This is a genomic window from Galbibacter sp. (genome assembly GCF_048266365.1).
GTDB lineage: Bacteria > Bacteroidota > Bacteroidia > Flavobacteriales > Flavobacteriaceae > Galbibacter.
This window is the reverse complement of sequence record NZ_JBLWZP010000004.1, coordinates 206,233-227,280: the sequence shown is the minus strand read 5'-3', so window position 1 is coordinate 227,280 and position 21,048 is coordinate 206,233. Positions and strand designations below refer to the sequence as shown.

Below are 21,048 nucleotides of genomic sequence, written 5' to 3'. Positions count from 1 at the left end.
CGCACCATACCCAAACTCTTAGTAAAGCAAGCGGAGCTCTTTTAAGTCGAAATGCTCGATAATTTCATCCTCCAACAGCACCTTTAGGAGCCCCTGGTCACTGATACCTTTGATGAACCCCATCATAAGGCTTCCATCTTGGCGTTTAAATGTAGAAGGCTTGTCTTTTCTAAACAAAAGATCCTCATAACATCTTTTCAGATCTGCAAACTTTCGATTTACTACCCAGGATTCGTAAAACTCGATGCAATCCACTATTTTATGCAACACCTCGACTTTGTTATAATAAACTCCTGTAATTTTTTTTAGAGAGCTCGCGTTGATCATTCCATCGAAATCTGACTGATTTAAATTAAGACCTATACCGATTACCGCAGCACTCATATGTCCGTTTTTAAATATGTTTTCGATCAAAATACCACAAACTTTTGAATTCCACGACAAAATGTCATTCGGCCATTTAATGCGTAAATCGGGAATATTGAAAAAAGTAAGGGCATCATAAATAGCTAGAGAAACAGCAATACTGAGGTAAAATTGTTCATCGCTTTTGAGGCAGCTTATCTTCTTAAAGATACTAAAGGTAAGGTTTTGACCAGGTTCGACCACCCATTTAGTACCCATTTGACCCCGACCTTGTGTTTGCGACTCTGCCATCACGACGGTGTAATCTTCGAGCTCTTTTTTTGAGACCAAGCCTTTTAAATAGGTATTGGTCGAATCAATGGCATTAAGTTTGATTAATTTCATCTAAATAGTATTACATTTACCACGGTAATGTTATGTCTATAGGGGTAGCTAAAGAACTAAAAAAATAATAACTTTGTGAAAATAAAAAAAAATTAATGGTAAACACAAATAGTAGCACAGATCAATTAATAACATTTATCTTAAAAGGGATTGAAGAGGTTAAGGGAAAGGACATAAGTATTCTTGATTTAAGAGATATTGAAAACACGGTTTGTGATTACTTCATAATATGCAATGGTACTTCAAACACCCAAGTGAACGCCATTGTGAATTCTATCCAAAAAACTGTTAGTCGTGAAATCAAAGACAAACCATGGCATGTAGAAGGAACAGATTATGCGGAATGGGTTCTCATGGACTATGTCAATGTTGTCGTACACGTTTTTCAAAAACACATCAGAGAATATTACGATATCGAAGGACTTTGGGGAGATGCTAAATTAACTACCATACCATCTAATTAAACCCAAATCAGATTTCTAAAATTAAAGAATAAAGACAAGCTATTGTAATACTTAGCTTTAAGCTAAACTATTAGAAAGTAAAAGAAACAATTAATGGCAAAGGATAATAACAATAATACAAGCCCGAAACGACCTAAATTCAGTTCATACTGGATTTACGGCGTCATATTAGCAATCATCATCGGTATGCAATTTTTCTCTGGAGGAAGCAACTGGCAGACTCCTCCTGACACTACTCCGGCAAAATTACAGGAGTTTTTAAAAGCAGGAGATGTCGGTAAAATTGTCATTATCACCAATACTAGACAAGCTAAAGTATTTTTAACAGACGAGGCAAAGGAAAAGGAAATTCATAAAGACGCTGTCGATAAATCGTTGTTCCCTTCTGGAGAAACTCCGCAATATCAATTAAACTACGGGGATCTTCAAAATTTCGAAAACGATATTAACAGCACCATTCAAGAAAACAACCTGTCAGCTTCAGTGAAGTATGATACAGATTCGAATATCCTTGGAGAATTGATATTTTCAATATTGCCATTTGTGCTAATCATCGGCATATGGATCTTCTTGATGAGACGTATGTCAGGTGGAGGAGCAGGTGGCGCCGGAGGACAAATATTCAATATCGGTAAATCTAAAGCACGTTTATTTGACGAGAAAACGGATATGAAAGTTTCCTTTAAGGATGTTGCTGGATTGGAAGGAGCTAAAGAAGAAGTACAAGAAATTGTAGAATTCCTTAGAAACCCGGAAAAATATACTTCCCTTGGTGGAAAGATTCCAAAAGGAGCCCTTTTAGTAGGATCGCCCGGAACAGGTAAAACGCTACTTGCCAAAGCTGTTGCTGGTGAAGCTAAAGTTCCTTTCTTCTCTCTTTCAGGTTCGGATTTCGTAGAGATGTTTGTGGGAGTCGGTGCTTCTAGGGTACGTGACCTTTTCAAACAAGCAAAGGACAAATCACCAGCCATCATCTTTATTGATGAAATTGATGCTATCGGAAGAGCGAGAGGAAAAAACAATATGACTGGAAGTAACGATGAAAGGGAAAATACCTTGAACCAGTTACTAACAGAGATGGACGGCTTTGGAACCAACACCAATGTAATTGTATTGGCTGCGACAAACCGTGCAGATGTATTAGATAAAGCACTTATGAGAGCAGGTCGATTTGACAGACAAATCTTTGTTGATCTTCCAGATGTTCGTGAGAGAAAAGAGATCTTTGAAGTGCATTTACGCCCTATTAAAACTGCAGAAACTCTAGATGTTGACTTCTTAGCAAAACAAACTCCAGGATTCTCAGGAGCAGATATCGCTAACGTATGTAACGAGGCTGCTTTAATAGCAGCTAGAAACGGTAAAAAAGCGGTTGACAAACAATCCTTCTTAGATGCGGTTGATAGAATCGTAGGTGGTCTAGAGAAGAAAAATAAAATCATTACTCCAGGTGAAAAGAAAACTATCGCTTATCACGAGGCAGGACACGCTACAGTGAGCTGGTTGCTTGAGCATGCAGCACCACTGGTAAAGGTTACTATTGTTCCTCGTGGACAAAGTTTAGGGGCTGCATGGTATTTACCTGAAGAAAGACTTATCGTACGACCAGAACAAATGGAAGATGAAATGTGTGCCGCCCTTGGAGGTCGTGCTGCAGAAAAAGTAATGTTCAACACCATTTCAACTGGAGCACTTAGTGACTTGGAAAAAGTAACGAAGCAGGCGAGAGCAATGGTGACCATATACGGATTAAACGACGTTATTGGAAACCTGACGTATTATGATTCCAGTGGACAATCTGACTTTAACTTCTCCAAACCTTATAGTGAGCAAACAGCGCAATTAATTGACAAAGAGATTTCAAAATTAATTGAAGAGCAATACGCTAGAGCTATCGAGCTGTTAGAACACAATAAAGACAAACTAACTATCCTTGCAGATCGATTGTTAGAGAAAGAAGTTATCTTTAAAGATGACCTTGAACGCATCTTTGGAAAGCGACCTTTTGAAAAACCATTTGAAGTAGAAGCTGAAGAAATAAAAGAGCCAGTGGAGAAAAAAGGTGAAAAGGAAGAAAAAGAGAACTTAGAACAAGAATAAACATAAAAAGACGGGGGGAATACAAAATTTCCCCTTGTTTTATACGTTATACCTAAGAATTTCTTACTTTTATACGACAACAGCAGGCAAATGAAATAAATAATAACTCCCCCGCTAAATTTATAATGAGCTTATTTAAAAAACTTTTCGGATCCAAACAAAAAGATGATACCTCTGGCACCGGCGCTGATCAAAGAGGAAAGTTTATGCCAGAAATAAAGCTGCCTACTGATGAGAAATTTACTATTAATTTCAAAAAAAATGGTGGTAAGTTCCTCTACTGCGATTCTTTAGAAGAAATCTATGAATGTTTCAATAACATTCTTCAGGAGAATAATTGGTCATCACAAACGGTTTGTTGTTTAGACGCTCAACTGTCACAAATATTCAAAAATTTCACTTTTAGTAAGAATTCCAATTGCCAACAGGCAAATATTTTGTTGTCTCGTTGTGAAAACTTGGTAGCCGACAATGGCGCTATTTTGATTTCTTCCAATCAAATCAAGGAGAGCAAACTAAACGATCTCCCTGACAATTTCATTATTTTTGCCACCACGAGTCAGTTAGTAGATACTATCGGAGAGGGCCTAAGAGGAATCAAGGCTAAGAACAAAAATCAGATTCCTACGAACATCACAACCATCAAGCATTTTAGTATAAAAGAAGAAAAAGATTTTCTCACCTACGGAAGTAGCTCAAAAAACTTATATTTGTTGCTGCTTGAAGACCTCTAATCTATTTTAGAAATTCACCTATAAGCTAAACCTAAAAAAATAACCTTAGTGAGAGAACTGTTAAAAAGGTCCTTGACAGGCATTATATATGTATTTTTACTACTAGCGGCAGTTTACCTGAGCAATGATGCCTTTGACTTCCTCTTCCTTATATTCGGGATTACTTGTATTTATGAATTTAAAAAATTAATTCGTTTACAAGGCTATTATATCTTTATTGCATTTTTAGGACTATGGTGGGTGTTTATCTATTTGCTCGGTGAATTAACACAACAAGAGCTTCTACGCAATATCTTATTGGCAGGGACACTTTTGGTCAACATTCTCTTATGCTTAAATCTATTTAGAGCTAAGATTCCAAAATATTCTAACGCGCAGAAATTCTTAATTACTATATTTTACATAGGTGGTGGGTCTATTTTCCTAACTATGATTCCTTATAAGGAGCATTACTTTGTCAAATCACTCATCATAGGTGTCTTTGTACTTATCTGGGTAAATGACTCCTTTGCATATCTTGTTGGAAAAGCCATAGGTAAAAACAAACTTTTCCCTAGTGTCTCACCAAAGAAAACTATTGAAGGGTTTTTAGGAGGTTTTATATTTGCTTTAATAGCGGCCTATTTACTATCTTTATCCGGTAATGAATTAACATCAATGCAATGGCTCATTTTAGCCGCTGTACTGGTTATAACGGGATCTATTGGAGATCTCATAGAATCAAAATTTAAACGTTTGGCAGGTGTAAAAGACAGTGGAGCAATACTCCCCGGCCATGGTGGATTATTAGACAGATTGGACAGCTTAATTTTTGCTGCACCATTTGCTTTTTTAACCCTTCAAATTTATAGCTATGTTTCATAAGGAAGGCTTCAAGATCATCATTGGCGCATTTATAATTATTGCATCGGGCATACTGTTGGCTAAATTTTTCATTAGCAACTTTTATATCCAGAAAGCGGTCCAAGTAGCACTATTAATACTGCTAGTGGCTATTCTTCAATTTTTCCGAAATCCAAAACGGGCAACCATTTTGAACGATACTCAAATCATCGCACCGGTCGATGGAAAGGTTGTTGTAATAGAAGAAGTATTTGAAAAAGAATACTTTAAAGACAAACGTATTCAAGTATCCATATTCATGTCACCCATTAATGTACATGTTACTCGATATGCACTAGGAGGCATCGTAAAATACAGCCATTACCATCCAGGAAAATATTTAGTTGCCTGGCACCCCAAAGCCTCAGAAGAAAATGAACGTACCACAATTGTCGTTGAGAACCCAACCTACGGGGAAGTCCTATATCGACAAATTGCAGGTGCCATGGCCAAGAGAATCGTGAATTATGCTAAGGTTGGTGAAACTGTTGTACAGGGAACCGACGCAGGTTTTATAAAATTTGGATCAAGAGTGGACTTATTTTTACCATTAGATTCTGAGCTCAAGGTAAAGTTACATCAAAAAGTAAAAGGTGGAATTGATATCATCGCATCTTAAAATGGACCAAGAAGCATTAAATAAAGAATTTGAACAGGCTGTAGAGCGTGTAAATAATTACCCTGAACTCTTTCCTGCAGATTTCCTACTGCGCTTATACGCTTATTACAAAAAGGCAACACACAACGTTGATCCACCTGGTAGTCGACGCGCGATTATCAACGCTTTTAAGGCAAATGCACTTTTCCAAGCCAAGGGAATTTCCGAGTCAGAGGCTAAAGAGAAATACGTTCAGTTAGTCAAGGATTTTTTTGAAGAAAAGAGGTAATCCCTCCTTTAAACCATCACTCAAGTTTTACGGGGCCCTCACTAAATTTGCATGAAACTAGGCGAAGTAGTATCCCGCGCAAAATTTTAAAGCCCAATTCAATTTTGTAAATGTGAACAGATTTGAATTTAACCTATTTAAGATATCGAAGTTGCTGGGGCCAGAGCGCTAGGTTTACGAACTGTCTTTTTATGCACATCTAAATTTAACTACCTGAAAAATGTTTAATTTTACCATGCAATACACCGGCTAACACTATCTATACCTTAGAATATGGTAAGATCTCCACCTAAATTAAATGGAGATTTTACCATATTCAACTAGTTTAGCTCTGATATTGAACTTACTTTTTAAGATTCTGCAAGCTCTCCTTAAGCGTTTGGATTTTTGCTTCCGCATCAGCTTGTTTTTGTTGCTCCATTTTTACTACCTGCTCAGGTGCATTATTCACAAAACGCTCATTAGAAAGCTTATTCTGTACAGATTCCAAGAATCCCTTTGTATAGTGTAATTCGGTTTCTATTTTTTCAATTTCAGCCTCTACATCAATTGCACCACTTATTGGAACAAAATATTCATTAGACTTCACTCTATAAGACAAGGCACCTTCAACCTTAGTATCAACATAGTCGATATGGTCAATATTACCTAGTTTTTGAATGATAGAATCAAAATTAGAATCGAGGTTCTCCTTATTCATAACCGAAAGTGAAACCACCTCCTTAAATGCTATGTTTTTCTCCTTACGAATCGTACGAATTCCAGAAATCACCTCAGCTGCCATTTCAAAGTCTTCGATGATTGATGTATCGATAGCTTTTTTCTCCGGCCATTTAGCAACAATTAGTGCCTGCTCTGGTGTCCTCTCTTCGATCAAATGCCAGATCTCTTCAGTTAGAAACGGCATAAAAGGATGTAATAATTTTAAATTGTTCTCAAAGATTTCAATAACCGCTTTATAGGTTTTGGCATCAATTGGTTGTTGGTATGCCGGCTTTACCATCTCCAATAACCATGAACAGAAATCATCCCAAACAAGCTTATAAGTGGCCATTAAGGCATCTGAAATTCTATATTTAGAATAATGGTCTTCTATTTGTAATAAGACAGATTGAAATTTATTCTCATACCACTCAATAGCACTCACGGCATATGAAGGTTGAGGGATATCAGCAACCTCCCAGCCTTTTACCAAACGAAATGCATTCCATATTTTGTTGGCAAAGTTTTTACCTTGTTGGCAAAGGCTCTCATCAAACAACAAGTCATTCCCTGCTGCGGAGCTCAACAACAAACCAACTCTAACCCCATCAGCACCATATTGCTCGATGAGTTTTACAGCCTCAGGGGAGTTCCCTAGAGATTTTGACATCTTCCTACCCTGCGTGTCTCTTACTAATCCCGTAAGGTAGACATTACTAAAAGGCTTAGCATCGCGGTATTCATATCCCGCAAATATCATTCTCGCAACCCAAAAGAATAAAATATCCGGTCCCGTAACCAAATCATTGGTTGGATAGTAATATTCTATTTCCTTGTTATCTGGTTCTAAAATTCCATTAAAAACACTTATAGGCCATAACCAAGAAGAAAACCAAGTATCAAGAGAATCCTCATCTTGTCTCAGATCATCAATCTGTAATCCAGCATTCCCTGATTTCTCACGAGCCTTAGCAAGTGCGGTATCTACGGTCTCAGCCACGACAAATTCATGCTCACCATCACCGTAGTAATACGCTGGAATTTGTTGTCCCCACCACAATTGTCTTGAAATATTCCAATCGCGTATATTCTCCAACCAGTGACGGTAGGTGTTTTCAAATTTTGAGGGAAATAATTTAATTTCTTTGTCCTCTAATACTGCCTTTAAAGCTGGTTGTACTAGCGTATCCATTTTCAAAAACCACTGATCAGACAAACGAGGTTCAATAACCACCTTTGTACGCTCAGAAGTTCCTACCTTATTTATGTGGGTTTCGGTTTTCACCAAATGTCCCAACTCCTCTAGCTCTTTAGCAATTTCTTTTCGAACTACGAATCTATCTTTTCCTTGATAGTGCAACCCAAAACTATTCAAGGTAGCATCCTCATTTAGAATATCAACAACCTCTAATTGGTGTTTATCTCCTAATTTTTTATCATTTTCATCATGGGCTGGAGTCACCTTCAAACACCCGGTTCCAAATTCTACATCAACATAACTATCCTCAATAATTGGAATCACGCGATTTGCGATTGGGACAATAGCCTTCTTCCCTTTCAAATGTGTATAACGCTCATCATCCGGGTTAATACAAATCGCAGTATCTCCTAATATGGTTTCAGGCCGAGTAGTTGCTATAGTTAAAGTTTCATTACTTCCTTCAATAGCGTAAGAGATATAATACAATAGCCCTTGACGCTCCTCATAAATAACTTCTTCATCAGAAAGGGTCGTCTTAGCCTCAGGGTCCCAGTTCACCATTCGAAATCCACGGTAAATCAATCCTTTCTCATATAAATCAACAAAGGTTTTAATTACAGATGCAGACAAGGCAGGATCCATTGTAAACTTCGTACGATCCCAGTCACAAGAACAACCTAATTTTTTCAATTGTTCCAAAATAACACCACCGTATTGGTGAGTCCAATCCCAAGCGTGCTCTAAAAACTCTTCTCTTGAGAGATCGGATTTAGAGATTCCCTTCTCTTTTAATTTAGCAACCACTTTGGCTTCTGTAGCTATAGAAGCATGGTCAGTTCCAGGTACCCAACATGCATTTTTACCTAACAGTCGTGCTCTTCGAATCAACACATCTTGAATGGTATTGTTAAGCATATGCCCCATATGTAGAACACCTGTTACGTTAGGTGGAGGGATAACAATCGTATATGGTTCACGCTCATCAGGTTCTGAATGAAAAAAACGATGCTTCATCCAGTAATCATACCATTTATTTTCTGCCGAATTGGCATCATATTTTGATGGAATATTCATCTTTGGAACACTTTTTGGAGTTAGGAGAGCAAAAGTAGTTATATCCGTAGTATTTTGAAAGATAAACACTAAATTTTGCACGGATTGTAAAAAGTAATTAAATTTGATATTCACTTAAATCTGAAAAACGATGAAAAATTTCCTAATGCTATTATTCGTTGGCGTTCTTGGTTTTGCTGTTCAGGCACAAGAAAAGACTGCGAAAATAGAGTTTAAACAACAGGTGATTGACTATGGTGAGATCGCCAAAGGCAGTGATGGTGTTCGTGTTTTCGAATTCACCAACACAGGAGATGTACCTTTGGTAATTTCTAACGTACACTCCAGCTGTGGGTGTACAATTCCTAAAAAACCAGAAGCTCCAATAGCCCCCGGAGCAACAGGCAAAATTGAAGTTAAGTACGACACAAATAGAGTTGGGCCAATTAGAAAAACGATTACTGTTCAGTCAAATGCTGACACGCCTACAGTTGCCGTAAAAATTAAAGGAAAAGTACTTGCTGGTGCTGTGCAATAATTAGCACGTACAACCAAGCAATTACACACATCTTAAAACAAACCATGCTGAGAAGAAATTTTCAGTATGGTTTTTTATTTTTTACAAGACTTTTTTGAGCTCAAAAGCAAATTTTAAATTCGTTCCCTTTCGCTCGACTTCTAACAGAATTGTTTTCCCAGGCTTGGTATTCATCATTTGGTTGACCTCTTGTAGTGAGTAGCTCATAATATTCTTGCGATTCACGCTCAAAATGACATCTCCTTTTCGCAAACCGACCATATCCGCAGGACTATTCAATCTTACCTCAGCAATTTCAATGGCAGGCTCTAATTCGAATTTAAAATTCCTTTCAAATGGTATGTAGTTTTGGCTACTGCTACTCACAACAGTCCTACCCCGGTCAATATCATCGGACATGGCCTTTACAATACGCATGCCGTTGTGCTGAAGCTGGATACCACTCATGTTATAGTGGAATGGATCCTTAAAATTAGAATTCTTTTGAAGTGTTAATTTTTGGTTTGGATAATCAAAAACCACATCGAAACGCCTCAGTATTTCAGTTCCAAGTGAACCGTTTCTATCCCGCATAGCATTGATGTAGCGCAATGATATCGAATCTGGATAGGAAACTTTAGTTTGATCTATCTCAAATTTACCCAATCTAAAACGTTGCAGACGTGCCCGTTTACCATGAATTTTACCACTGAGTCCAAATCCTAGCAAATCATCAAAAAACTTCACGGGACCAGCTATCTCGCCTTCGGTATTTTCAAACAACCACAAGGCATCACAACTTCCGCTATCCAATAGTAATTTCACAGGAATCTCTTCCATGTTGGAAAACTGCTTAATATAACCGCTCACATAGGCCTTGGAACCTTCTATTTCTATAGGTAGTGATTCACACTTTCTGCAATTGTTATAGCGGTATTGTTCAGGATCAAAAAAACCAATACGCTCACTGTTGTAATCAATCTCTACTATAAAGTTTTTAAATAGATCAAAGCCAATAATACCGTGTACTTTGTAACCGATTTGTTGGGAAAAGTTAATGCTAGAATCTCGTATTAAATAAAAATCCTGCTGCCGATTGATCACATTGCCAATTTTAAACACATTGTGTTTACTGTGAATAGCCCGAATAGGATCTCCCCCACCCAATCCTCTAATGAGAATATCTTTTGGGCTTTTAACATCTAGGGAATCTTCTGGTGAAATACCGAATATTATGGGTTTGTTAACGCCAGTATCAACAATAAAGGAAAGTGGAATTCTGTTAACCTCAATCTCTAAAACAATCAAATTATTAACAAAATCGAAGGACACTTTCTCGCTGCGATCTCCATCCATAAGCTCAAATCTATTTTGGCCATATGAAATACACATGGTCAGTAAAAGAACCCAACGGATGAACTTAACAGCATACATGACTTATCTGAACCTAGGATTATTGCATTAAATATATTAAAAATCAGTGAATTAATTCAATTTTTTAACATTAAATAGACCTACAAAGAAGCCCTGCGTTTTATAACAATTTGTGGAAATAATTTTGCAAATTTGCAATTCGTAAAATTAGATCTATGCCAAAAATTTCAATGAAAGGGCAAAGCATGCCTGAATCTCCGATTAGAAAACTAGTACCCTATGCGGAGGCTGCTAAAAGCAGAGGGGTCGAGGTTATTCATCTCAACATAGGCCAACCTGATATCAAAACGCCGAAAGTCGCCATGGATGCCGTTCGAAATAACACGCTAGAGATATTAGAATACAGCCGAAGTGAAGGCTCACAAGAATACCGTGAGAAATTGGCGAACTACTACGGAAAATGTGGCATCAATGTCACTGCGCAGCAAATCATTGCCACAACTGGTGGTTCTGAGGCACTAATGTTCGCCATTGGATCCATCGCCGATACTACAGATGAAATTATAATCCCAGAACCTTTTTATGCCAATTACAATGGCTTTGCCAAGGCTTCAGGTGTAAATGTCGTTCCTGTTGTTTCTAGTTTTGAGGACAATTTTGCACTACCTCCTATTGAAGAATTTGAAAAGCTCATTACCCCTAAAACCAAGGGTATATTAATATGCAACCCAGGGAACCCTACAGGATACCTGTACACCAAAGAAGAAATTAAAAAGTTGGCAACCCTTGTCAAAAAACACGATTTATTTTTAATCGCCGATGAGGTATATCGAGAGTTTGCATATGATAATATAGAACACTATTCTATTTTACAAGAACCCGGAATTGAAGACCATGCCATCGTAGTGGATTCTGTATCCAAAAGATACAGTATGTGTGGCGCCAGAATAGGATGTTTGGTGTCAAAAAACTCTGAATTTATTCAAACGGCATTAAAATTTGCACAAGCCAGATTATCACCTCCTACCCTAGCACTTATAGCTAGTGAGGCAGCATTAGATACACCACAATCGTATTTTGATCAAGTGATTTCAGAATATGTAGAGCGAAGAAACCTTTTAATCGAGGCCTTAAAAACCATCGAGGGCGTTAAAGTAGCTACACCTCAAGGCGCATTCTATTGTATTGTTCAACTTCCTGTGTCCAATACTGAAGATTTTGCACGTTGGTTGTTAGAAGACTTCCAATTGGACGGACAAACCGTTATGGTTGCTCCTGCAGCTGGATTTTATGCGAGCCAGGGCATCGGCTATGACCAAGTAAGGATTGCCTATGTATTAGACAAGAAAGAATTGCTGAGAGCCGCTGAACTATTGAAAGAAGCTTTAAAACAATACAATGGTTAAACCCAACACACTGTTACATAACATTTCTTTAAAACCCTATAACACCTTTGGGATTGATGTCAGTGCATTGCACTTTATGGAGATTGACAACAATACCCTGCTCAAGGAGGTATTATTTTCAGAGCAGTACCCAGAGCCGCTACTCTTAGGTGGAGGCAGTAATGTTCTATTGACCAAAGATGTTTCAAGCCTAGTGATTCATTTAAACACAAAAGGCATTGAAATCCTATCTAAGACCCAGAACCATGCACAGGTAAAAGTCCTAGCAGGAGAAGTATGGCATGACTTGGTGTGTTGGGCAATTGAACACGATATGGGGGGGATTGAAAATCTTTCGCTCATCCCAGGAAACGTGGGGACAGCTCCCATTCAAAACATTGGGGCTTATGGAGTGGAACTAAAGGATGTATTTATCAGCTGTCAGGGACTAGATTTACAAGAGAAAAAAGAAGTCACCTTCACAAAGGAAGATTGTGCCTTCGGGTACAGAGACTCCATTTTTAAAACAAATAAAGGTCGCTATATCATCACTTCCATTACGGTAGAACTCACCACCCAAAACCACAATAAAAACATTACTTACGGTGCCATTGAGAGCCAATTAAAACAAGAAGGAATTAACACGCCGAGCCTTAAGCAAATTTCCGATGCCGTAATAAGCATCAGAAAAAGTAAACTTCCGGATCCGAAAATTTTGGGCAATAGCGGTAGCTTTTTCAAAAACCCCGTAATTTCAAAGGAAAAATTTAATGCTTTGCAAAAAGAATACCCAGAAATACCACATTACGCCTTGGGTGAAGATCAGCAGAAAATACCCGCAGGCTGGCTCATAGAGCAATGCGGCTATAAAGGCAAACGATTCGCTGAGGTAGGCGTTCACAAAAACCAAGCGTTGGTCCTAGTGAACTACGGTGACGCCAAGGGTGAACAAATATGGGAACTCGCACAAAACATTCAAAAAAGTGTCCAAGACAAATTTAATGTTTACATTGAGCCCGAAGTTAACATCTATTAAAGCGTAAAAATCAGCAACTATAGATATTAACTTAAAATATTAATTAATACATTTGAATTTACCTGCTATTTTAGGAGTGTCAGGGTAGTAATCCAAGCGCACATGAGTCAACTTTTGGAAAAAAATATAATCGATTTACTTTCGAAACAGGATGAGAAAGGAATGGCGTTATTATACGACCATTATGGTGATACGCTTTTTGGGGTAGCCAATAAAATTACCAAAGACGAAGATTTAGCAAAAGACGTCCTTCAGATTAGCTTAATGAAAATATGGAAGAAAATAGACACCTATGACTCCAAAAAATCTAAGCTGTTTACTTGGATGTTTCGCATAACGAGAAACACTGCAATAGATAAAATACGCAGCGCAAATTTAAAAAGCGATCAAGAAATCCAAATCGAAGTTTCTAACGTATATAATCTAGGAGTTGAAAGTGTAAATCCTGAGCATTTGGATGTTAGAAAGCACCTAAACTCCCTTGACGAGAAGTATCAAGTTGTCATGGAAGCGTTGTTTTTCGAAGGAATGACACAGCAAGAAGCCTCAGAAGCACTGGACATTCCATTGGGAACCATAAAGTCTCGTTTAAAAATAGGATTGAGAGAATTAAGAAAAATCTATGACCCTGCTACCTTGTCATTTTTATTAATTCTGACCATGTTAATTTAGTTAAAGCCATGAAAAATGAAGTAAAAATACTTTTGGAAAGCGATCTATTAGAGCGCTATTTACTTGGCGATGTTAGTTACGAGGAAGAGGTGCGGGTTGAACATTTCATAGACACTTCAAAAGAAGTCAAAGTAGCTTACAACACCTTGGAAGAGAACCTGGAAATTTACAGCAAGTCTTTTGCTATAAAAGCTCCAGAGACCGTTATAAACAACGTATTAGAAAGTATAAAAACCGAAACACATACTGTGACCTCATACAAGCGCAGTATTCCTTGGTATTTTATAGCAGCTTGTGTGACTACACTGCTATTTGGAGCCGCAACCATAAGCTTGTGGAAACAAAACAGATTACTCTCTACCACAAATAATAGTGTAGCGAGTCAAATTGAAAATCTCAAAGAGGATATTGTAAATACCAATGCGAGATTAGAAAATATGAAAAGTAAATACGCGGTACTCAGTGCACCTGAAACGCAGAAATACTTAATCAACGGAAATGAACGCGCAAAAAACTTGCGAACCGTAGCCTATGTTAATCCAAAAGAAAGGTTGTCTGCCATTAACGTACTTTCTGTACCGGAACTTCCAGAGGATAAAGAATTGAAAATGTGGGCTGAGATCAACGGTGAGATGGTTTACCTTGGAGTAATTGAAAAAGCAGAAAAGAAACTTATGGCATTACCTTTTAAAGACAATGCTTCCAATTACAAGATAACTATTGATTCAAAAGGAAACAAAGATTTTGCTTCGATCGATAGTGAGGTTGCCAGTATTGCTTTGGAAAAAGAATAACACTTAAAGATTATCAAAATACTTACATCCCTGTCCTTTTTGGTCAGGGATTCTTTTTGCATTTAATTAAGGACTAGTTCGTCCGAAATTAGAACACTAATTTGTAACTTTGCAGTCAAGTCCCCGACTAAGTATATAAAAGGAAATAAATACATTCAAATGAAACTTCTAATAGTAAGCGTTGTACTGATGGGTCTTGCATTCGCAGGAATTGCAATTAAAATTTTAGGTAAGAAAAATGGTAAGTTTGCAGGTACTTGTGCCAGCCAATCTCCTTTTTTAAATAAAGATGGAGAGGCATGTAGTTATTGTGGAAAGTTACCTGATGAGCAGGATTGCAAAAAAGACACTCAATTGGCAAACTAAATAGATACTGCATTGGAGTGTATCGGATAATTTGCAACAAACCACTCTAGTGCCCTAGGGAATGAGTTTTGTATTCCCTATATTTAAATACGCATGTAAACTAGTATGACTTGAGTGAAAATTTAAATAAAAATCTAATTCATATTGAAAACGCCAAGAAGGGTGATCAGAAAGCGTTCAGTTCTTTGTTAAACACCTATTGGAACGATGTATACAGTTTTCAACTTCTGAGGACTCGGGATGAGAACGAGGCAGAAGACATTACAATTCGTACCTTTTCCAAGGCCTTTGATAAAATTAACACCTACAAAGAGCAATATGAATTCAAGACATGGCTCATAACCATCTCCAAGAATATTCATATTGATCTTATTAGAAAGAAGAATCCTGAAATCACCAGAGCCCTTTCCAAACAAGATAAAAATTCTGTTTACAATCTAGTGGACGACAGCCCTACAGCTGAAGATAAATTGATTACAGAACAAAACCTCGCTAGTTTACTCCAAGATCTAAAAAAATTAAAACCTCACTACCAGAAAGTACTTCATCTACGCTACTTTCAAGAGTTGTCTTACGAGGAAATAGCCAAAGAATTAAATGAACCTTTGAATAATATCAAAGTAAAACTCCTAAGGGCAAAACGATTGTTGGCAGAAATAATTCACCAACCAAAAAATAAGAATTTTTAGTACATTCACTTCCTGTAACCACCAACACATAAGTTGTGAAGACACTTTTAAGACAACTGGGGCCCGGCCTTCTATTTGCCGGAGCAGCCATAGGGGTTTCCCACCTCGTACAATCCACCAGAGCTGGAGCTGACTATGGATTCGGATTCGTTTGGGCGCTACTTCTTGTTCACTTATTTAAATATCCTTTTTTTCAATACGGCCCTAGATATGCTATGGCTACTGGGTATTCACTATTAGAAGGCTACCGCAAACTTGGCAAGCCCGTACTTTACACTTATTTCATACTCAACATGGCCACCATGTTTACAATACAGACTGCCGTGACCATTGTAACAGCAGGTTTGGCTGCCAACCTTTTCGGGATCACTTCCAACCCTATAAGCTGGAGCATCATTTTGTTAGTGATTTGCGGTAGTATTCTTATCATAGGAAAATATCAATTTCTAGATAAACTCATGAAATTTATCGTAATTTCTTTAACGATATGTACCATAATTGCCGTACTCATTGCAGCGCCAAAAGCTGTAGGCACCATTGAATTCAATCAATTGATCCCTGTTAATGCTGCAGGAATCGCTTTTTTAATCGCCTTTATGGGATGGATGCCTGCACCATTAGACATATCCGTGTGGCATTCTATATGGGCTATAGAGAAGCAAAAGGTCCAGGAATCCTATTCACCAAAAAACTCCATAACTGATTTTAATATAGGCTATGCAAGCACCATCGTTACTGGTATATTATTCATAAGCCTCGGCGCTTTGATTATGCACCAAACAGGTCAAAATTTTGAAAATGGAGCAACTCAGTTTGCATTTCAGTTGATTGAGGTATATACCAGCACCTTAGGATCATCGACATATTATATCATCGCCATTGCAGCATTCACGGCCATGTTCAGTACCACCTTAACAACACTGGACGCCTCACCCCGCGCTATGGCAACAGCAACCTCGCTCCTATTTGGCACAAAGAGTAAATTTAATATGATAGGTTGGCTGTTATTATTGATCACAGGAACGATCTGCATGCTGCTATTCTTAATGTCAGAAATGGTTACCTTAATTACCATTGCTACAATACTATCCTTTGTCACCGCTCCTTTTTATGCTATTTCAAATTATATTTTAGTCAGTTCAAAGCACATGCCTAAACGTTGGAGACCTAGTAGAAAAATGCATCTACTGAGTTGGATGGGAATCGTTTTTTTAACGGGATTTTCTATATGGTATCTTAGCACTCTTTAACACCTGTTTTCCATAGGAACTTTATTATCTTTGTACCATAAAATGGGAATATGAGTAAAGATACTATTAGTAGCATAGCTCCGCCAAGAACGCCCAAGCCAAAATGGCTCAGGGTAAAATTGCCGACTGGAAAAAAATACACAGAGCTCAGAGGGCTTGTTGATAAATATAACTTACATACAATTTGCACCTCAGGTAGTTGCCCGAACATGGGTGAATGCTGGGGAGAAGGTACTGCAACCTTTATGATTCTCGGAAACGTTTGTACGCGTTCCTGTGGTTTTTGCGGTGTAAAAACCGGGAGACCAGACACCCTAGACTGGGAAGAACCTGAAAAGGTAGCACGCTCCATTAAACTGATGAGTATTAAGCACGCCGTGATTACTTCTGTGGACAGGGATGACCTAAAAGACATGGGATCAATCATGTGGGCAGAAACGGTTAATGCGATCAGGAGAATGAACCCAAACACCACACTTGAAACGCTTATTCCAGACTTTCAAGGAGTGGAAAGAAACATAGATCGTATTGTTGAAGTTTCTCCAGAGGTGGTTTCTCACAATATGGAAACGGTACGAAGACTTACCAGAGAGGTTCGTATTCAAGCGAAATACGATCGAAGTCTAGGCGTTTTGAAATACCTTAAAGATCAAGGGATCAATAGAACCAAATCAGGTATCATGTTAGGTCTAGGAGAAAAAGAAGAAGAGGTTATCGAAACACTTCATGATCTTAGAGACGCTTCAGTGGATGTGGTGACTATCGGACAGTACCTGCAGCCATCTAAAAAACACCTTCCAGTGAAACAATTCATCACCCCTGATCAGTTTAAAAAATATGAAGAAATTGGATTAAGCCTAGGTTTTAGGCATGTAGAAAGTGGTGCTTTAGTACGTTCTTCGTATAAAGCTCATAAACATATTAAATAACTTTAATCTCCTGAGAAGGTAAAGGCTTGTATTTTGAATAAAATTAAGGTTGGTATCAACGGTTTTGGAAGGATAGGACGCACACTGTTCAGACTTCTACTCAACCACCCAGAAATTGAGGTGGTAGCTATTAATGATTTAGCTGACACAAGAACCCTAAGTCATTTGATTAAATATGATAGCATACATGGGGTCCTGCAAGAAAAGGTAAGCTTCAGCCAAGAAGCCATTCAGATTGACAACCGCTCTTTTCCGCTGACGCAAATTTCAAATATAGAGCAACTAGATTGGAAAAAATTTGATGTAGATATTGTCATCGAGTCGACCGGTAAATATAAAACAACCCCTGAACTCGAACTACATCTTAAAAATGGAGCTAAAAAAGTAATCTTATCCGTCCCTCCTGATGATGATAAAATAAAAATGGTTGTGATTGGAGTGAATGATCACATCCTTGATGGAACAGAAAAGATTATTTCAAATGCCTCCTGTACCACCAACAACGCCGCTCCAATGATTAAGGTTATCAACGACCTATGCGGAATTGAACAAGCTTATATCACCACCGTACACTCATATACTACAGATCAGAGCCTTCACGATCAGCCTCACCGAGACCTCAGAAGGTCAAGGGCAGCCGGACAATCTATAGTTCCTACAACCACAGGGGCAGCTAAAGCGCTTACCAAAATTTTCCCCGAACTGTCAAATAGCATCGGAGGGTGTGGAATTCGAGTACCAGTCCCTGACGGTTCGCTTACAGACATTACTTTTAACGTCAAAACCGAAACCAGCATTGAAGAAATCAATCGGGCCTTTAAAAGTGCATCAGAAAATCATCTCAAAGGGATTTTAGATTATACCGAGGATCCTATTGTTTCGATAGATATTATTGACACTCCATTTTCATGTACTTTTGATGCTCAAATGACCTCGGTAATCGGGAAGATGGTAAAGATTATTGGTTGGTATGATAATGAGTACGGATATAGTAATCGATTAATCGATTTAATTCAGCACACTCACAAGAAATAGTTATATTTACGGTAAAGCATTCCTCTATATGCGCTACGTGTTGATCATTTTCTTGCTTATCTTTCCTCCCACTGTTTTGGAGGCACAGCAACCTATTACATTAAAAGACAGCTTGATTAGTCTAAAAACAGACATCCATCATTATAAAAATTCTGGGGACTATGGCAAGGCAGTCTTAGCTCTTGAAAATGGTATAAAACTCGCCAATAGCACCAATAATATTGAAGCGATTATCGATTTTTATAATTTATACGCCCGCTTAAACATACAATTCACAAGGCCTGTAAACCCTGAAATTTATCTCAATGAAGCTCGGGAAGTTCTTCGTATGTACAAATACCCCAATGGTCAAGCTATTGCTTCAGCAATTGAAGCCTACCTGCAAGCCAGTGAAGGAAATAATTCTCAAGCAGAGCAACAGATCAAAAAGGCCCTAGGCGCAGCTGACCACAACAACAGCGAGGTCACAACTGTTATGGAGCTTTATATTGGGATGGCGTACCATAAATTAAAACAGTACGATAACGCAAAAAGGGTTTTACAAAGGATGATTCCTCCAGATAACCAGTACGAGGAAAAATATTTGTTAGCGATTTATCAATTAGTACTCGCAACAATCTATTATGAAGAAGGAAATTATGAAAGCGCTCAAATCCTTTTGGACAATGCACTGAGAATTTCTGCGCGCTATGGGTTTCCTAGAGTTCTTCTAGACACTAATCGCCTCAAGTACCAAATTGCTCAACACAAGCAAGATTACAGAATGGCTTTATTGTACTACAAAAAAGCCGATAGCATTCAACTAAAATACTTTAATCCCAAAGTATTACAACAGCAAAACGAAGCAGCTTCAGCAAGCGAATCCGAATTTTTAAACAATGTGATCGCTCGAATGAGCCAAGATGAAATTAAGCAACAACAAAAGGTGAATATTTCAAAGCTAACCTCTGTATTGAGTTCTGCACTGCTGATCATCATCTCACTTTTGACCATTTCACTATACAGAAACAACCAAATTAAATTCAAGACCAACGATTTATTGGTTAAGAAAAACAGAGAGCTACAAGTCGCAAAAGAAGAAGCTGAGAAAGCGATGCGCGCTAAAGGTGAATTCTTATCCACGGTGAGTCATGAACTCAGGACTCCACTATATGCGGTAACAGGACTCACTCATTTATTACTAGAGGAAAACCCAAAAGAAAGCCAAAAGGAACATCTAAAGTCTCTAAAATTTTCTGGAGAATACCTTCTAGATTTTATCAATGACATATTACAGATTAACAAAATAGATGCAAACAAACTATTGGCCGAAAAATTAGTTTTTGAATTACCAAAAGCCTTGCAAGACGTTGCCAATTCACTACGACAAACCGCTAATGAAAACAAAAACACCATTGTCTTAGACCTAGACGATCAAATACCAAACAAACTCCTAGGCGACTCTCTCAAGCTATCTCAAATATTGATTAACCTTGTTGGAAACGCCTTAAAGTTTACCGAAAACGGTAAAGTCATCGTAATGACCAAATTGGCACATTTGGATCACCAGAAATGTACCGTTCATTTTGAGGTCAATGATGAGGGAATTGGAATTTCAGAAGAAATGCAGCAAAATATCTTCGAGAGTTTTGCACAAGGATCCATTCAGATCAACAGAAAATATGGTGGTACAGGGCTAGGCTTAACGATCGTAAAAAGCTTATTGAGTTTATTCAATAGTGAAATCCACCTAAAGAGCGAGGTCGGTATGGGAAGTTCCTTCTATTTTGATTTGGACTTTGACATTCCAGACCCTTCAACCATACAAGAGGAACAAGAGGAAGTGTTAGAAGAAGCCTCTTTAAATGGCCTCCACCTCCTAGTGGTGGAAGACAATAAAATCAACCAGGTCATCACCAAAAAGATGCTAGGTAAGAAAGGTATAAGCTGTCACGTTGCCGACAATGGTTACCAGGCAATCAAGCTGGCAAAAGAAAATAATTACGACCTCATCCTGATGGATATCCACATGCCAGGAATTAGCGGATTAAAGACCACGGAAGAAATACGAAAATTCAACAGCAATATTCCTATTATCGCTTTAACTGCACTATCGCTTGACGACAGTACGGATGACTTTTTTGCTTCAGGTTGCAACAACATTATTACCAAACCCTTTAAGCCTGATTTATTCTATCAAACCATAGGGAATTCGATTCTAAAAGCAAAAAACGAACACATTTAAGACT

20 protein-coding genes are annotated in these 21,048 nt (G+C 38.0%); 17 read left to right on the top strand and 3 right to left on the bottom strand.

The window, feature by feature from the left end; genetic code table 11:
• Nucleotides 1-18: 18 nt before the first annotated feature.
• Entirely contained in the window at nucleotides 19-750 is a 732-nt protein-coding gene (locus ACN0TV_RS08210) for a biotin--[acetyl-CoA-carboxylase] ligase (protein ID WP_417361918.1), read from the bottom strand.
• A gap of 95 nt (nucleotides 751-845) precedes the next feature.
• Between ACN0TV_RS08210 and rsfS the strand changes: the two genes are divergently transcribed.
• From rsfS to ACN0TV_RS08180, 6 genes are all read left to right on the top strand, one after another.
• Entirely contained in the window at nucleotides 846-1,214 is a 369-nt protein-coding gene (gene rsfS, locus ACN0TV_RS08205) for a ribosome silencing factor (RefSeq protein WP_417361916.1), read from the top strand.
• 93 nt (nucleotides 1,215-1,307) lie between these two features.
• A complete protein-coding gene (gene ftsH, locus ACN0TV_RS08200) occupies nucleotides 1,308-3,314 on the top strand; it encodes an ATP-dependent zinc metalloprotease FtsH (protein ID WP_417361914.1) in 2,007 nt (668 codons plus the stop codon).
• Between the two features lie 125 nt (nucleotides 3,315-3,439).
• Nucleotides 3,440-4,048, top strand: a complete 609-nt coding sequence (locus tag ACN0TV_RS08195) for an LUD domain-containing protein (protein WP_417361911.1) — start codon at nucleotides 3,440-3,442, stop codon at nucleotides 4,046-4,048.
• A 48-nt stretch (nucleotides 4,049-4,096) separates the two neighbouring features.
• Nucleotides 4,097-4,912 carry a phosphatidate cytidylyltransferase gene (locus ACN0TV_RS08190; protein WP_417361909.1) on the top strand — a complete coding sequence of 272 codons (816 nt, stop codon included), beginning with the start codon at nucleotides 4,097-4,099 and terminating at the stop codon, nucleotides 4,910-4,912.
• Complete coding sequence (locus tag ACN0TV_RS08185; RefSeq protein WP_417361907.1) at nucleotides 4,902-5,549, top strand: phosphatidylserine decarboxylase family protein; 648 nt, start codon at nucleotides 4,902-4,904, stop codon at nucleotides 5,547-5,549. Before ACN0TV_RS08190 ends, ACN0TV_RS08185 begins: the two co-directional genes overlap by 11 nt.
• Before the next feature lies 1 nt (nucleotide 5,550).
• Entirely contained in the window at nucleotides 5,551-5,817 is a 267-nt protein-coding gene (locus tag ACN0TV_RS08180) for an acyl-CoA-binding protein (protein ID WP_417362213.1), read from the top strand.
• Nucleotides 5,818-6,160: 343 nt separating this feature from the next.
• Here ACN0TV_RS08180 and ACN0TV_RS08175 read toward each other — a convergent pair whose 3' ends face one another.
• Nucleotides 6,161-8,794, bottom strand: coding sequence for a valine--tRNA ligase (locus tag ACN0TV_RS08175; protein ID WP_417361905.1), 2,634 nt, complete (start codon nucleotides 8,792-8,794; stop codon nucleotides 6,161-6,163).
• Nucleotides 8,795-8,924: 130 nt separating this feature from the next.
• Between ACN0TV_RS08175 and ACN0TV_RS08170 the strand changes: the two genes are divergently transcribed.
• A complete protein-coding gene (locus ACN0TV_RS08170) occupies nucleotides 8,925-9,311 on the top strand; it encodes a DUF1573 domain-containing protein (RefSeq protein ID WP_417361903.1) in 387 nt (128 codons plus the stop codon).
• A gap of 81 nt (nucleotides 9,312-9,392) precedes the next feature.
• Here the strand turns inward: ACN0TV_RS08170 and ACN0TV_RS08165 are convergent, their stop codons facing one another.
• Nucleotides 9,393-10,724: a PDZ domain-containing protein gene (locus ACN0TV_RS08165; RefSeq protein WP_417361901.1), complete on the bottom strand. Its 1,332-nt coding sequence runs from the start codon at nucleotides 10,722-10,724 to the stop codon at nucleotides 9,393-9,395.
• 155 nt (nucleotides 10,725-10,879) lie between these two features.
• Here ACN0TV_RS08165 and ACN0TV_RS08160 point away from each other — a divergent pair, with 155 nt between their 5' ends.
• The 10 genes from ACN0TV_RS08160 to ACN0TV_RS08115 all read left to right on the top strand — a co-directional run bounded on the left by ACN0TV_RS08160 (nucleotide 10,880) and on the right by ACN0TV_RS08115 (nucleotide 21,044).
• Complete coding sequence (locus tag ACN0TV_RS08160; protein WP_417361899.1) at nucleotides 10,880-12,070, top strand: pyridoxal phosphate-dependent aminotransferase; 1,191 nt, start codon at nucleotides 10,880-10,882, stop codon at nucleotides 12,068-12,070.
• Nucleotides 12,063-13,085 carry a UDP-N-acetylmuramate dehydrogenase gene (murB, locus tag ACN0TV_RS08155; protein ID WP_417361897.1) on the top strand — a complete coding sequence of 341 codons (1,023 nt, stop codon included), beginning with the start codon at nucleotides 12,063-12,065 and terminating at the stop codon, nucleotides 13,083-13,085. The genes ACN0TV_RS08160 and murB overlap by 8 nt, the downstream gene beginning before the upstream one ends.
• A gap of 102 nt (nucleotides 13,086-13,187) precedes the next feature.
• The gene (locus tag ACN0TV_RS08150; protein ID WP_417361895.1) at nucleotides 13,188-13,757 is read left to right on the top strand and encodes an RNA polymerase sigma factor; all 570 of its coding nucleotides are present in this window, start codon (nucleotides 13,188-13,190) and stop codon (nucleotides 13,755-13,757) included.
• An 8-nt stretch (nucleotides 13,758-13,765) separates the two neighbouring features.
• Nucleotides 13,766-14,551, top strand: a complete 786-nt coding sequence (locus tag ACN0TV_RS08145) for an anti-sigma factor domain-containing protein (RefSeq protein ID WP_417361893.1) — start codon at nucleotides 13,766-13,768, stop codon at nucleotides 14,549-14,551.
• A 159-nt stretch (nucleotides 14,552-14,710) separates the two neighbouring features.
• Complete coding sequence (locus ACN0TV_RS08140; protein ID WP_417361891.1) at nucleotides 14,711-14,917, top strand: membrane or secreted protein; 207 nt, start codon at nucleotides 14,711-14,713, stop codon at nucleotides 14,915-14,917.
• A 110-nt stretch (nucleotides 14,918-15,027) separates the two neighbouring features.
• Nucleotides 15,028-15,606, top strand: coding sequence for an RNA polymerase sigma factor (locus ACN0TV_RS08135; RefSeq protein ID WP_417361889.1), 579 nt, complete (start codon nucleotides 15,028-15,030; stop codon nucleotides 15,604-15,606).
• Nucleotides 15,607-15,641: 35 nt separating this feature from the next.
• Nucleotides 15,642-16,856, top strand: a complete 1,215-nt coding sequence (locus ACN0TV_RS08130) for an Nramp family divalent metal transporter (RefSeq protein WP_417361887.1) — start codon at nucleotides 15,642-15,644, stop codon at nucleotides 16,854-16,856.
• A 50-nt stretch (nucleotides 16,857-16,906) separates the two neighbouring features.
• Entirely contained in the window at nucleotides 16,907-17,785 is an 879-nt protein-coding gene (gene lipA / locus ACN0TV_RS08125) for a lipoyl synthase (protein ID WP_417361886.1), read from the top strand.
• Between the two features lie 33 nt (nucleotides 17,786-17,818).
• Nucleotides 17,819-18,820 carry a type I glyceraldehyde-3-phosphate dehydrogenase gene (gene gap, locus ACN0TV_RS08120; protein WP_417361884.1) on the top strand — a complete coding sequence of 334 codons (1,002 nt, stop codon included), beginning with the start codon at nucleotides 17,819-17,821 and terminating at the stop codon, nucleotides 18,818-18,820.
• A 28-nt stretch (nucleotides 18,821-18,848) separates the two neighbouring features.
• Nucleotides 18,849-21,044, top strand: a complete 2,196-nt coding sequence (locus ACN0TV_RS08115) for a response regulator (protein WP_417361882.1) — start codon at nucleotides 18,849-18,851, stop codon at nucleotides 21,042-21,044.
• Nucleotides 21,045-21,048 lie beyond the last annotated feature (4 nt).

Excerpts from the sequence above, each read along its gene's own strand:
- ACN0TV_RS08210 (WP_417361918.1), bottom strand. The coding sequence starts at position 750 with ATGAAATTAATCAAACTTAATGCCATTGATTCGACCAATACCTATTTA.
- rsfS (WP_417361916.1), top strand. The coding sequence starts at position 846 with ATGGTAAACACAAATAGTAGCACAGATCAATTAATAACATTTATCTTA.
- ftsH (WP_417361914.1), top strand. The coding sequence starts at position 1,308 with ATGGCAAAGGATAATAACAATAATACAAGCCCGAAACGACCTAAATTC.
- ACN0TV_RS08195 (WP_417361911.1), top strand. The coding sequence starts at position 3,440 with ATGAGCTTATTTAAAAAACTTTTCGGATCCAAACAAAAAGATGATACC.
- ACN0TV_RS08185 (WP_417361907.1), top strand. The coding sequence starts at position 4,902 with ATGTTTCATAAGGAAGGCTTCAAGATCATCATTGGCGCATTTATAATT.
- ACN0TV_RS08180 (WP_417362213.1), top strand. The coding sequence starts at position 5,551 with ATGGACCAAGAAGCATTAAATAAAGAATTTGAACAGGCTGTAGAGCGT.
- ACN0TV_RS08175 (WP_417361905.1), bottom strand. The coding sequence starts at position 8,794 with ATGAATATTCCATCAAAATATGATGCCAATTCGGCAGAAAATAAATGG.
- ACN0TV_RS08170 (WP_417361903.1), top strand. The coding sequence starts at position 8,925 with ATGAAAAATTTCCTAATGCTATTATTCGTTGGCGTTCTTGGTTTTGCT.
- ACN0TV_RS08165 (WP_417361901.1), bottom strand. The coding sequence starts at position 10,724 with ATGTATGCTGTTAAGTTCATCCGTTGGGTTCTTTTACTGACCATGTGT.
- ACN0TV_RS08160 (WP_417361899.1), top strand. The coding sequence starts at position 10,880 with ATGCCAAAAATTTCAATGAAAGGGCAAAGCATGCCTGAATCTCCGATT.
- murB (WP_417361897.1), top strand. The coding sequence starts at position 12,063 with ATGGTTAAACCCAACACACTGTTACATAACATTTCTTTAAAACCCTAT.
- ACN0TV_RS08150 (WP_417361895.1), top strand. The coding sequence starts at position 13,188 with ATGAGTCAACTTTTGGAAAAAAATATAATCGATTTACTTTCGAAACAG.
- ACN0TV_RS08145 (WP_417361893.1), top strand. The coding sequence starts at position 13,766 with ATGAAAAATGAAGTAAAAATACTTTTGGAAAGCGATCTATTAGAGCGC.
- ACN0TV_RS08140 (WP_417361891.1), top strand. The coding sequence starts at position 14,711 with ATGAAACTTCTAATAGTAAGCGTTGTACTGATGGGTCTTGCATTCGCA.
- lipA (WP_417361886.1), top strand. The coding sequence starts at position 16,907 with ATGAGTAAAGATACTATTAGTAGCATAGCTCCGCCAAGAACGCCCAAG.
- ACN0TV_RS08115 (WP_417361882.1), top strand. The coding sequence starts at position 18,849 with ATGCGCTACGTGTTGATCATTTTCTTGCTTATCTTTCCTCCCACTGTT.